Raw genomic sequence first — 12,006 nt, 5'->3', positions numbered from 1 at the left:
GCGCGGGCCCATCCCGTCCGGCCCGGTCCCGCCCAGCACGTCCGCCGTCGCTCCGCCCGCGACCACGCCGCCGGGCGGACCGATCCCCTCGGGACCGGTCCCGCAGTCGGAGCGCAAGGCCTCCCCGCTCGACGTGTTCGAGCCCGAGGACGGCAAGCGGCGCTGGCCGCGTCGGCTCCTCATCATCGCGATCGTCGTGCTCGCGCTGGCCGCGGCCTACGTCGGGGCGTCGTACGCGCTGGCCGACCGGGTCGCGCGCGGTGCGACGGTGGCGGGCGTGGACATCGGGGGGCTGCCCGCGGACGAGGCGGTCGCCCGGCTGGACGAGGAGCTCGCCGCCGCCACGACGGAGCCGATCGAGGTCGTCGCCAACGACGTCCAGGCCTCCATCGAGCCCGCGGCTGCGGGACTGACCTTCGACTCGCGCGCCACGGTCGACCGCCTGACGGGCGTCGACCTGGCCGAGCCGCAGCGGCTGTGGGCGCACATCGCCGGCGTGGGCGAGCAGGATCCCGTGACCACGGTGGACGACGAGGCGCTCGGCGCGGCGATCAGCGACCTCGGCACCTCGCTGGCGCTGGCCCCTGTGGACGGCACCGTGGTGTTCATCGACGCCGCCGCGCAGTCGACGGACGCGGTGGACGGCTGGGACCTCGACCAGGCGGGGGCGGCGGACGTGCTGGCGGCCGACTGGCTGGTGGCGGCACGCCCGATCGAGGTGCCGACCGTGACGGTCGAGCCGGACATCACGCAGGCCGAGACGGACGCCGCCCTGGCCCAGGCGCAGACGGTGGTCTCCGCGCCGGTCTCGGTGGCGGTCGCCGGGCAGGTCGCGATGATCGACGCCCCGACCCTGGCGGCGAACGGCTCGTGGGTGCCGACGGACGGCGACCTGGCGCTGCAGATGAACGGCGACGGCCTGGCCGAGGCCGTCCTGGCACAGCTGCCGAACCTGCTCACCCAGTCCGCCGACGCCCACTTCGAGTTCGTCAACGACGCCCCGGTGATCATCCCGGGTACGCCGGGGACGTCCCTGGACCCGGTGGCGCTCGCCGCCAGCGTGGGCACCGCGGCGGCGTCGAACGAGCGGACCGCCAACGTGGAGCTGGTCCAGGCCGACCCGTCGCAGTCGACAGCCGAGCTCGAGGCGCTGGGCGTCAAGGAGGTCGTGGCGGAGTTCTCCACCCCGCTGAACAGCGAGCCGCGCCGCACGCAGAACATCACCAACGGGGCCAGCAAGATCAGCGGCACGCTGATCCGCCCGGACGAGACGTTCAGCCTGACCGAGGCGCTGGGCCCGATCGACGCGGCGCACGGGTTCGTCCAGGCCGGTGCGATCGTCAGTGGTGAGCACACGGACGCGTGGGGCGGTGGCCTGAGCCAGCTCTCGACCACCAGCTACAACGCCGGCTTCCTGGCGGGCTACGAGGACATCGAGCACCGCCCGCACAGCGAGTGGTTCTCGCGGTACCCGGAGGGCCGGGAGGCGACGATCTTCACGGGCACCCTCGACATGCGCTGGAAGAACAACACCCCGCACGGCGCGCTGGTCCAGGCGTGGGTGTCCGGCGGCCGCGTGTACGTCCGGGTGTGGTCAACCAAGCACTGGACCGTCGAGTCGGTCACGAGCCCGCGCTCCGGCGTCGTCTCCCCGACCACCGTGTACTCCCAGTCGCCCACGTGCGAGCCGCAGTCCGCGGGCAACCCGGGCTTCTCCGTGACGGTCACGCGCAAGGTCTACCTGAACGGGACGCTCGAGAAGACCGAGTCGAACTCGTGGCGGTACAAGCCGCAGAACAAGGTGATCTGCGGCGCCCCGCCGACGGCGACGCCGCCGGCGCCGTAGCTACGCGTCCGTCGGCCGGCGACGTCGGCCGGCGGGTGCGGGCGGCACCAGCTTGGTGAGCACGATGTCGGCCGCGGGCACCCGTACGTCCCCGCGGCGGGTGCGAACCAGCACGCCGTCGTCGTCGACCGCCAGGAGCTCACCGAGCACGTCGTTGTGCCGCGGGCCGTGCAGCGCGGGGTGCTCGGGGTGGGCGTCGGGGAGGTCGTCGCGCAGGCGTCGCACAACCACCCGGACGCCGGGTGACCAGGCGCGCCATCCGCCGTCGCTCACGGCGCCCACGGGTGTCCCCCTCGTGGACAGCGCGTCGCGGGCAGGTGCATGTGAGCGATACTAGAAGGACCCCTGGCCTGTGGAGGACCGACCGTGACGTATGTGATCGCCGAGCCCTGCGTGGACGTCAAGGACAAGGCGTGCATCGAGGAATGTCCCGTGGACTGCATCTACGAGGGCAAGCGATCGCTGTACATCCACCCCGACGAGTGCGTCGACTGCGGTGCGTGCGAGCCGGTCTGCCCGGTCGAGGCCATCTACTACGAGGACGACGTCCCCGAGCAGTGGACCGAGTACTACAAGGCGAACGTCGAGTTCTTCGACGACCTCGGCTCGCCTGGTGGTGCCGCGAAGATGGGTGAGATCGACAAGGACCACCCGATCATCGCGACCCTGCCGCTGCGCGTCCACGGCGACTGACGCCGGCCGGTGGGACTGCACTCCGGTTCCCTGCCGGACTTCCCCTGGGACACGCTGACCCCGTTCGCCGACGCCGCACGCGCGTTCCCGGGCGGGATCGTCGACCTGTCCGTCGGCACGCCCGTGGACCCGACGCCGGCGGTCGTGCGTGACGCGCTGACGCACGCGGCGGACTCGCCGGGCTACCCGACGACGCACGGCACGCCCGCGCTGCGGGAGGCGGTGGTCGACTGGTTCGCCCGCCGTCGTGGCGTGCGCGGGCTCGACCCGGTGGCGGTGCTGCCGACGGTCGGCTCCAAGGAGCTGGTCGCGTTCCTGCCGTCCCTGCTGGGCCTCGGCGCAGGCGACGTCGTGCTCCACCCCGCCGCCGCCTACCCGACGTACGACGTCGGTGCACGGCTGGCGGGTGCCACGCCGGAACCCACCGACCACCCTGCGGCACGCGCCGGGGACCACGACGTCCGGCTGGTCTGGCTGAACTCACCGGGCAACCCGGACGGCGGCGTGCTCGGGGTGGAGGAGCTGCGTGCGGTGGTCGACGCCGCCCGGTCGTCCGACCGGCCCGCCGTGGTCGCCTCCGACGAGTGCTACGCGGAGCTGGCATGGGACGAGCCGTGGGCGTCGTCCGGGGTGCCGAGCATCCTGGACCCGCGCGTCACGGGCGGGGACCTGACCGGCCTGCTCGCGGTCTACTCGCTGTCCAAGCAGTCGAACCTCGCCGGCTACCGCGCCGCGTTCGTGGCAGGGGATCCCGTGCTCGTCGCCCGGCTCCTGGAGGTGCGCAAGCACGCGGGGATGATCGTCCCGGGACCGGTGCAGGCGGCGATGACCGCGGCGCTGTCCGACGACGAGCACGTGGCCGCCCAACGGGTCGTCTACGGCCGCCGTCGGGGCCTGCTGCGGGACGCGTTCGAGAGCGCCGGCTACGCCGTGGACCGGTCGCACGCAGGCCTGTACCTGTGGGTGCGGCCGGAGTCGGGCGGGCAGGACAGCTGGGCGACCGTCGCCGACCTGGCGGGGCTCGGGATCCTGGTCGCGCCCGGCGCGTTCTACGGCGACGCGGAGCACGTGCGCGTCGCGCTCACCGCTTCCGACGACCGCATCGCCGAGGCGGCTGCACGCCTGTCGGGGGCCTGATCCGTCCGCTGTGATGGTAGTCACACCCGTACCAACGTCTGATCGAGGATTGGTCACGGAACGTTCCACGCAGGTACCGTCGATCCACGCCAACGAGGGCAGCACGCGGACGCCCAGGCAGGCCGTCGTCGCCGACGACCGGAGGCCGCGGGACATCCCGCCACCGGAAGTCGCAGGAGAGGAACACCTATGTCGGACGTCGTGACCGCCCCGGTCCAGCTGATCGTCGACGGGCAGTCCAAGGACCTGCCGATCGTGACCGCGACCGAGGGCAACGACGGCATCGTCGTCTCCTCGCTGCTGCGCGACACGGGCATGGTCACCGTGGACCCCGGGTTCATGAACACCGCGTCCTGCGAGTCGCAGATCACCTACATCGACGGCGACGAGGGCATCCTGCGCTACCGCGGGTACCCCATCGAGCAGCTGGCCGAGCACTCCACGTTCCTCGAGGTCGCGTACCTGCTCATCCACGGCGCCCTGCCGACCACGGCGGAGCTCGAGGCGTTCGAGGAGCGGGTCAACCGGCACACCCTCGTGCACGAGGACTTCCGCACGTTCATGGGGACGTTCCCGCGGCACGCGCACCCGATGGCCGTCATGGCGTCGGCGATCAACGCGCTGTCCACGTTCTACCCGGAGTCGCTGGACCCGTTCGACCCCGAGACGGTCGAGCTGGCCACCGTGCTGATCCTGGCCAAGACGCGGACCATCACGTCCTACGTGCACCGCGCGTCCAAGGGCGAGCCGCTGCTCTACCCCGACTATTCGCGTGGGTACGTCGACGACTTCCTGCGCATGACGTTCGCCGTGCCCTACCAGCAGTACGAGGCGGACCCGACGGTGGTCGCCGCCCTCGACCAGCTGCTGATCCTGCACGCCGACCACGAGCAGAACTGCTCGACATCGACCGTCCGGATCGTCGGCTCCAGCCAGGCCAACCTGTACGCCTCGGTCGCGGCCGGCATCAACGCGCTGTCCGGCCCGCTGCACGGCGGCGCCAACGAGGCCGTGCTGAAGATGCTCACGGAGATCCAGGCCAACGGCGGGGACGCCACCGACTTCATGAAGCGCGTGAAGGACAAGGAGCCCGGCGTCCGACTCATGGGCTTCGGGCACCGCGTGTACAAGAACTACGACCCCCGCGCCGCGATCGTGAAGAAGAGCGCCGACTCCGTCCTGTCCGCCCTGGGCGGCAACGACCAGCTGCTCGACCTGGCGATGGGCCTCGAGGAGATCGCGCTCTCCGACGACTACTTCATCTCGCGCAAGCTGTACCCGAACGTCGACTTCTACACGGGCCTGATCTACAAGGCGATGGGCTTCTCCGAGGAGATGTTCACGCCCCTGTTCGCCCTCGGCCGCATGCCCGGCTGGATCGCGCAGTGGCGCGAGATGATGGCGGACCCGCAGACGAAGATCGGGCGCCCGCGGCAGATCTACACGGGGGCAACAGCGCGCGACTACGTGGACGTCGACGCCCGCTGAGACCGGCTGCGGGCGGCGGCCGCGTGAGACGAGCGCGCGACTACGTGGACGTCGACGCCCGCTGACACCGGCTGCGGGCGGCGGCTGTGCGCCCGCTGGTCAGCCCGCGAGCGTCAGGCGGGTGGTTCCGGCGGGGAGCGGCGCGGTCGCGGTCGTCCACGTGCCGCCCGTGCGGTCCCAGGTCTGGTCGGCGACGCCGACGGCCGTCAGCTGCATCGGGTGGGCGACGGACACCGCCCACTGCGCGACCGCCCAGTCCAGGCGTGCCCGGTCGCCCTCCGGCCCGATCGCCGAGGTGTCGACGTCGAGCGTCGCGCCGCCGTCGGGCAGCGGCGTCACGAGCACGGGCAGCGCTCCGAGGTCGCGCTGCACACGCGCGACGACGGCGTCGGCGGAGGCCGTCCCGGTGTCCGGCACATGCAGGTCGCAGGTGAGCGTCGCGGGGGACCAGCCCGTGAGGGCCGACGCCCAGGCGCGCGCCCGCGTCTCGTGCTGGGCGTAGGCGTCCGGGAAGCCGGAGCGCTGCACGGCCTGCGCGGCCTCGGTGACCGGCAGGTTCTCGTAGCCGGCGACGGTGACGAGCCCGTCGTAGAACTTCCCGGTCGCGTAGACCGGGTCCTGCACCTGCTCGGCTGTGCCCCAGCCCTGCGACGGTCGCTGCTGGAACAGGCCCAGGCTGTCCCGGTCGCCGTAGGCGACGTTGACCAGCCGGGACTCCTGCAGCGCGGTCGCCAGCGCGATCGTCACGGCCCGGGCCGGGAGGCCGCGCTGCACGCCGGTCGCCGCGATGAGGGCGGCGTTCTGCGCCTGGTCGGGGCTCATCGACCAGCGCGTGCCGTCCACCTCGGCGAAGCAGCGCTCGGCCGAGGGCGGGGACGGGAACGACCGGTTGAGGGCGGTGACGACGGCGGCCACCCCGCCGACGAGCACGGTGACCGCGACGACGACGGCAAGACCCGCCCGCCGCGCGCGTCGCCGACGTCGAGCGGTCACGCGTTGGTGTGCAGCGTCGCGTTGAGCTCGACACCGGAGCCGACACGCGCCACGGCCTCCACGCCGCCGGTCAACGAGTTGCGGCGGAACAGCACGCCGTCCCGCCCGGCCAGCTCCCGTGCCTTGACCACCCGGGGGGAGTCCGCGAAGCCGACGAGCGTGACCTTGGTGCCGGCGGTCACGTAGAGCCCGGCCTCGACCACGCAGTCGTCACCCAGCGGGATGCCGACCCCGGCGTTGGCGCCGAGCAGCGTGCGCCGGCCGATGGAGACGACCTCCCGACCGCCGCCGGACAGGGTGCCCATGATCGAGGCGCCGCCGCCGATGTCGGAGCCGTCGCCGACGACGACGCCGGCGGAGATGCGTCCCTCGACCATCGAGGTGCCGAGTGTCCCGGCGTTGTAGTTGACGAAGCCCTCGTGCATGACGGTGGTCCCGGAGGCCAGGTGCGCGCCGAGCCGGACCCGGTCGGCGTCGGCGATCCGCACGCCCGAGGGGAGCACGTAGTCGACCATCCGCGGGAACTTGTCGACGCCGAGCACGGTGACCGGGACACCGGTGGCGGCACGCAGACGGCCGCGGGTCTCCTCGAAGCCATGGACGGCGCAGGGACCGCGGTCGGTCCACACCACGTTGGGCAGCACCGCGAAGATGCCGTCGAGGTTCTGCTCGTGGGGGCGGACCAGCCGGTGGGAGAGCAGGTGGAGCCGCAGGTAGGCGTCGGCCGTGTCCTGCGGGGGGTCGTCCAGGTCGCTGACCGTGCGGACCACCTCGACGCGGACTCCGCGGGCCTCGTCGACGCGCTCGGACGCGGTGAGCACGGCCGGCACGGTGGCGTCGTCGGTGGGGGAGCCCAGCCCCGGCGAGGGGTACCAGACGTCGAGCGTGGTGCCGTCGTCGGTCACCGTGGCCAGGCCGTATCCCCAAGCCGATCGCTCAGCCGTCCGTGCAGTCATGGCGTCAACCCTAGGACACCGCCGCACGGGTCTAGGGTCGCGACGTGGACAGCGCCCTCGACCTCTCGACCGATCTCGTCACGCTCACCCGCGCCCTGTGCGACCTGCCGTCCGTGAGCGGTGACGAGCGCGCGATCGCCGACGCGGTGGAGTCGGCGCTGCGCCGGTACGCCCACCTGGAGGTGCTCCGCGACGGTGACACGGTCGTCGCCCGCACGAACCTCGGCCGCGCCTCGCGGGTGGTCATCGCCGGGCACCTGGACACCGTGCCGATCAGCGACAACCTGCCCACCCGGCTGATCGGCGAAGGCTCCCTGGCCGAGATCTGGGGCCGCGGCACGGTCGACATGAAGGCCGGGGTCGCCGTGCAGCTGGCGCTCGCTGCCGAGCTGGCCGAGCCGACGCGGGACGTCACCTGGGTGTTCTACGACCACGAGGAGGTCGCCGCCGAGCTCAACGGACTCGGCCGCATCGTGACCGCGCACCCCGACTGGGTGGCCGGCGACTTCGCCGTCCTGTGCGAGCCCACCAACGGCGGGCTCGAGGGCGGCTGCAACGGGACCCTGCGGGCGGAGGTGCGGCTCACCGGCGTCGCCGCGCACTCGGCGCGCGCCTGGATGGGCAGGAACGCGATCCACTCCGCCGGCGAGGTGCTGCGGCGGCTCGAGGCCTACGCGCCCCGGGACGTCGAGGTGGAGGGGCTGGTCTTCAAGGAGAGCCTCAACGCGGTCCTGATCTCCGGGGGCACGGCCACGAACGTCATCCCTGACGCCTGCGTCGTCACGGTGAACTACCGGTTCGCGCCGTCGTCGTCGGTCGAGCAGGCCACCGCGCACGTCCGCGAGCTCTTCGAGGGGTACGACGTGGTGCTCGTCGACGCCGCGCCCGGCGCTCGTCCGGGGCTCGACGACCCGGCCGCGCAGCAGTTCGCCGACGCCGTCCTGGCGGTCACCGGCGGGGTGCCCGCCGCCAAGTACGGCTGGACCGACGTCGCCCGGTTCTCCGAGCTCGGGGTGCCGGCCGTGAACTTCGGTCCGGGGGACCCGCTGCTGGCGCACAAGCAGGACGAGCACTGCCCCGTCGGGCAGATCGCCCTCGCGCACGCGGCTCTGCGCGCGTGGCTGGTCGGCTGAGGCCTCGCCCACCAGCCGGCCGACCTAGAGTCGGGGCCATGAGCGACGACGCGCACCCTTCCTCGGGTCCCAGCTACCGCAAGGGGCCGGTCCTGCTGCGGGGCGACCAGATCCCGAAGACCACGTCCGACCAGCGGCTGCTCAGCGGGGCGGGGTCCTCCGACTGGGTGCACGGGGACCCCTGGCGCGTGCTGCGGATCCAGAGCGAGTTCGTCGAGGGGTTCGGTGCGCTGGCCGAGGTCGGTCCGGCGGTGAGCGTGTTCGGCTCCGCGCGCGTCCCCGCGGACCACCCCGACTACGCGCTCGGCATGGAGGTCGCCCGCCTGCTGGTCGAGTCGGGCTACGCGGTCATCACCGGCGGTGGCCCCGGGATCATGGAGGCCGCCAACCGGGGCGCGCTTGAGGCCGGCGGGCTGTCTGTCGGGCTAGGGATCGAGCTGCCGTTCGAGCAGGGCATGAACAAGTACGTCGAGCTGGGCGTGAACTTCCGGTACTTCTTCGCCCGCAAGACGATGTTCGTGAAGTACTCCGAGGGCTTCGTGGTGATGCCCGGGGGGTTCGGCACGTTCGACGAGCTGTTCGAGGCCATGACCCTGGTGCAGACGCACAAGGTGATCAGCTTCCCGATCGTGCTGGTGGGCCGCGAGTACTGGCAGGGCCTGCTGGACTGGGTGGGGACCACCGTGCTCGAGCGCCGGATGATCTCGCAGGCGGACCTGGACCTGCTGCAGGTGGTCGACACCGCCGAGGAGGCCGTGAAGATCGTGCTCGCGCGAGGCGTGGAGCTGCGGGCGGCGGAGGAGGCGGCCGCGTCCGAGAACGCCCGCGCGGAGCAGGCAGCCGAGGACTCGGGCCGGTGACGACGCCCCCGGCCGGTGCCGTGCTGCGGCTCCGCGGGCGCGAGGTCGGTCGGGGTGGGCCCGTGGTGATGGCGGTGGTCAACCGCACGCCCGACTCGTTCTACGCCCCGGCGCGGTTCGACGACGCCGACGCCGACGACGCCGTCGCGCGGGCCGCCGACGAGGGTGCCGACATCGTGGACCTGGGCGGCGTGCGCGCCGGACGTGGCCCCCGGGTGGAGCCGGCCGAGGAGATCGAGCGCGTGATCCCGCTGGTCAGGCGCGTGCGCGGTCGCCACCCTGACCTCCTCGTCAGCGTCGACACGTGGCGGGCGGAGGTGGCGCGCGCGGCCGCGGACGAGGGCGCGGACCTCATCAACGACACCTGGGCGGGGCACGATCCCGCGCTCATGGAGGTCGCGGCCGAGCGCGGCCTGGGGGTGGTCTGCTCGCACACCGGCGGGGTGCGCCCCCGCACGGACCCGTTCCGGGTGGAGTACGAGGCGGCAGAGGGCGACCCGCTGGACGGGGTGCTCGACGACGTGGTCCGCACGGTGTCGGCGGCGGCACGGCGGGCCGTCGCGCTCGGCATCGACCCCGCGAGCGTCCTGGTGGACCCGACGCACGACTTCGGCAAGAACACGTGGCACTCGCTGCACCTGGTCCGGCGCACCGAGACGCTCGTCGCCCTCGGGTTCCCCGTGCTCATGGCGTTGTCCCGCAAGGACTTCGTGGGGGAGACGCTCGACCTGCCCACGGAGGAGCGTCTCGAGGGGACCCTCGCCGCGACCGCGGTCGCCGCCTGGCTCGGTGCCCGGGTGTTCCGGGCGCACGACGTGCGCGCGACCCGGCGCACCCTCGATATGGTCGCCTCCATCCGCGGGGACCGTCCCCCCGCGCGGGTGGTGAGGGGGCTGGCGTGAGCGAGGTGCGGCAGGTCGACGAGCCGGTCGACGAGCCGGTCCCCGAGCCGACGCCCGCGGGCGCGTGGGCGTGGGCGGCGAGCCGACCGTGGTGGGTGCTGGTGCTCGCCGTCTACGCGGTTGCCCGGCTGGTCACCACCGCGGTCTTCCTGTGGGTGGCGAGCGTGCAGGAGCAGAACCCGTGGACCCCCGCGCACCCGGACTACTTCTCGTACGTGGGCCTGCTGTTCGACGGGTCCTGGTACCGGACCGTGGCGGAGAGCGGGTACCCCGCCGAGCTCCCGCTGGACGCCGAGGGCCTGGTCCAGCAGAACGCCTGGGCGTTCTTCCCGCTCTTCCCGATGCTGGCCCGCGCACTCATGCAGCTGACGGGCGGACCCTGGGAGGTCGTCGCGCCGCTGCTCGCGCTGGTCCTGGGCGCGGGCGCCGTCCTCGTCGTGCACCGGACGGTGGTCCGGGGTGCGGCGCGCGCGGTCGCCGCCCGGCCCGGTCTGCCGCTGGCGACGGTCGTCCTGGTCAGCGTCTTCCCCACGGCCGCGGTGCTGCAGGTGGCGTACACGGAGGCGCTGGCGCTGCTCCTGGTCGCTTCGGCCCTGCTCCTGCTGCTCCGGCGGGACTACGGCTGGATGGCGCTGGTCGTCGTCGCGCTCGGCTTCACACGGGCCGTGGCGCTGCCGATGGCCGCCGTCGTGGTGGTGCACGCGGCGGTGCGCTGGTGGTCGGCGCGGCGGGGGACCGACACCTGGTCCTGGCGGACGGCCGTGGGCCTGATGGGGCTGTTCGTCGTGTGCGTGGTCTCGGGGTTGCTGTGGCCGGCGATCTGCGGATGGGTGACCGGGGTGCCGGACGGGTACCTGCAGACGCAGGAGGCGTGGCGCGGGGTGCGGGAGGTGGCGCCCTTCGGCGGGTGGGCGTACGTCCCGCAGTTCTGGTTCGAGTCCCGGGCGCTCCTGGTGGTGGGGCTCAGCTTCGCGCTGGTCGTCGCGGTGCTCGTCGTGCCCGCCGCCTGGCGCCTGGGCAACGAGCTGCACACGTGGGCGGCCGCCTACGTCGTGTACATCGCCGCGGTGGTGGAGCCGGGCAGCAGCCTCGCCCGGTTCCTGCTGCTCGCGTTCCCCCTCGGCGCCGTGACGGCGGGGGCCGTGACCAGGCCGGCGGCCGCGAGACGGTGGTGGTTCGGCGCCGTCGTGGTGCTCATGCTCGGGCTCCAGGTGCTGTGGATCCGCCAGATGTGGCACACCAACCCGGTGGCCGACTGGCCGCCGTGACCCCGCGCGTGCTGGACGCGCGTCCGATCGGGGCACCTGGTCGGCATCAGGACAGGTGAGCGGCCTGGGTGAACTAGGATGGACTCCGGACAACCGGTAGACGAGGCCGACGTGGTGCGCGTGAAAACGCCCCACGAGCCGCGCACCGGACGCACGAGCGAAGGAGAGGCCCCGCATGGCCGCGATGAAGCCGAGGACCGGTGACGGCCCGCTCGAGGTCACGAAGGAGGGGCGCGGCATCGTGATGCGCGTGCCGCTCGAGGGCGGTGGACGGCTGGTGGTCGAGCTCAACGCGACCGAGGCCGCGGAGCTGGGTGAGGCCCTGACGTCCGTCGTCAGCTGACGATGGCACGGGCTAGGACGAGCACGTCGATCGGTCGCACGCCTCCGGCGGTGACCGTCGACGGCGGCAGCATCGCGACGACGGCGCTGCTCACGGACGCGTCGACCGACGCGGTCGCGGTTCCCGTGGCGCCCGCACGCGCCGGCGACGACGCGCTGCGCCCGCTCCAGGGCACCGCCGAGGCCGCCGCGCGGTACGGCGTCGACCTGGCCGAGATCGGCGAGCGCGCGCGCCTGACCGGTGCGGCGGGCGAGGTCTACGTCCTGCAGCTGCCCCGCCCGGTGGGCTCGTCGGTCACCCTGCCGTGGTCGGGACTGCCGCCGCGGCTCGTGCTCGTCGGTGTCGGCGCGGGCCGCCCGTCCGACCTGCGCCGCGCCGGGGCCGCCC

General features: G+C 73.2%; 12 protein-coding genes and 1 pseudogene. 10 read left to right on the top strand and 3 right to left on the bottom strand.

Annotation, left to right across the window (positions count from 1 at the left end):
* A partial coding sequence (locus RYN42_RS17270) for a VanW family protein (RefSeq protein WP_315098041.1) occupies positions 1-1,846 on the top strand: 1,846 nt, incomplete at its 5' end.
* On the opposite strand, the gene RYN42_RS17265 is transcribed toward RYN42_RS17270, so the two are convergent.
* Positions 1,847-2,128 carry a hypothetical protein gene (locus RYN42_RS17265; RefSeq protein ID WP_315098040.1) on the bottom strand — a complete coding sequence of 94 codons (282 nt, stop codon included), beginning with the start codon at positions 2,126-2,128 and terminating at the stop codon, positions 1,847-1,849. It lies immediately after the preceding gene.
* 84 nt (positions 2,129-2,212) lie between these two features.
* Between RYN42_RS17265 and fdxA the strand changes: the two genes are divergently transcribed.
* From fdxA to RYN42_RS17250, 3 genes are all read left to right on the top strand, one after another.
* Positions 2,213-2,539 (top strand): ferredoxin, encoded by a 327-nt coding sequence (fdxA, locus tag RYN42_RS17260; protein WP_028050935.1) that lies wholly within the window; start codon positions 2,213-2,215, stop codon positions 2,537-2,539.
* A 9-nt stretch (positions 2,540-2,548) separates the two neighbouring features.
* A complete protein-coding gene (dapC, locus tag RYN42_RS17255) occupies positions 2,549-3,676 on the top strand; it encodes a succinyldiaminopimelate transaminase (protein WP_315098039.1) in 1,128 nt (375 codons plus the stop codon).
* 189 nt (positions 3,677-3,865) lie between these two features.
* The gene (locus tag RYN42_RS17250) at positions 3,866-5,164 is read left to right on the top strand and encodes a citrate synthase (protein ID WP_315098038.1); all 1,299 of its coding nucleotides are present in this window, start codon (positions 3,866-3,868) and stop codon (positions 5,162-5,164) included.
* Between the two features lie 99 nt (positions 5,165-5,263).
* On the opposite strand, the gene RYN42_RS17245 is transcribed toward RYN42_RS17250, so the two are convergent.
* Both RYN42_RS17245 and dapD read right to left on the bottom strand, forming a co-directional pair.
* Complete coding sequence (locus tag RYN42_RS17245) at positions 5,264-6,157, bottom strand: hypothetical protein (protein ID WP_315098037.1); 894 nt, start codon at positions 6,155-6,157, stop codon at positions 5,264-5,266.
* On the bottom strand, positions 6,154-7,113 hold the full coding sequence (dapD, locus tag RYN42_RS17240; protein WP_315098036.1) for a 2,3,4,5-tetrahydropyridine-2,6-dicarboxylate N-succinyltransferase: 960 nt from the start codon (positions 7,111-7,113) through the stop codon (positions 6,154-6,156). The genes RYN42_RS17245 and dapD overlap by 4 nt, the downstream gene beginning before the upstream one ends.
* 44 nt (positions 7,114-7,157) lie before the next feature.
* Here dapD and dapE point away from each other — a divergent pair, with 44 nt between their 5' ends.
* The 6 genes and pseudogenes from dapE to RYN42_RS17210 all read left to right on the top strand — a co-directional run.
* Positions 7,158-8,246: a succinyl-diaminopimelate desuccinylase gene (gene dapE / locus RYN42_RS17235; RefSeq protein WP_315098035.1), complete on the top strand. Its 1,089-nt coding sequence runs from the start codon at positions 7,158-7,160 to the stop codon at positions 8,244-8,246.
* Between the two features lie 38 nt (positions 8,247-8,284).
* Complete coding sequence (locus RYN42_RS17230) at positions 8,285-9,106, top strand: TIGR00730 family Rossman fold protein (RefSeq protein WP_315098034.1); 822 nt, start codon at positions 8,285-8,287, stop codon at positions 9,104-9,106.
* On the top strand, positions 9,103-10,008 hold the full coding sequence (gene folP / locus RYN42_RS17225) for a dihydropteroate synthase (RefSeq protein ID WP_315098033.1): 906 nt from the start codon (positions 9,103-9,105) through the stop codon (positions 10,006-10,008). The genes RYN42_RS17230 and folP overlap by 4 nt, the downstream gene beginning before the upstream one ends.
* Positions 10,005-11,276, top strand: coding sequence for a hypothetical protein (locus tag RYN42_RS17220; RefSeq protein WP_315098032.1), 1,272 nt, complete (start codon positions 10,005-10,007; stop codon positions 11,274-11,276). The genes folP and RYN42_RS17220 overlap by 4 nt, the downstream gene beginning before the upstream one ends.
* 175 nt (positions 11,277-11,451) lie before the next feature.
* Complete coding sequence (locus tag RYN42_RS17215) at positions 11,452-11,619, top strand: DUF3117 domain-containing protein (protein ID WP_013772033.1); 168 nt, start codon at positions 11,452-11,454, stop codon at positions 11,617-11,619.
* 50 nt (positions 11,620-11,669) lie between these two features.
* Positions 11,670-12,006: pseudogene (locus tag RYN42_RS17210) on the top strand (leucyl aminopeptidase family protein); the annotation flags it as partial.

The sequence above is a fragment of the uncultured Cellulomonas sp. genome (assembly GCF_963527515.1).
Classification (GTDB): domain Bacteria; phylum Actinomycetota; class Actinomycetes; order Actinomycetales; family Cellulomonadaceae; genus Cellulomonas.
Note: the sequence above shows the minus strand (reverse complement) of the source record. Positions and strands in the feature narration are given on the sequence as shown.

Coding starts and splice junctions, on each gene's coding strand:
- RYN42_RS17250 (WP_315098038.1), top strand. CDS start 3,866: ATGTCGGACGTCGTGACCGCCCCGGTCCAGCTGATCGTCGACGGGCAG.
- dapD (WP_315098036.1), bottom strand. CDS start 7,113: ATGACTGCACGGACGGCTGAGCGATCGGCTTGGGGATACGGCCTGGCC.
- RYN42_RS17230 (WP_315098034.1), top strand. CDS start 8,285: ATGAGCGACGACGCGCACCCTTCCTCGGGTCCCAGCTACCGCAAGGGG.
- RYN42_RS17215 (WP_013772033.1), top strand. CDS start 11,452: ATGGCCGCGATGAAGCCGAGGACCGGTGACGGCCCGCTCGAGGTCACG.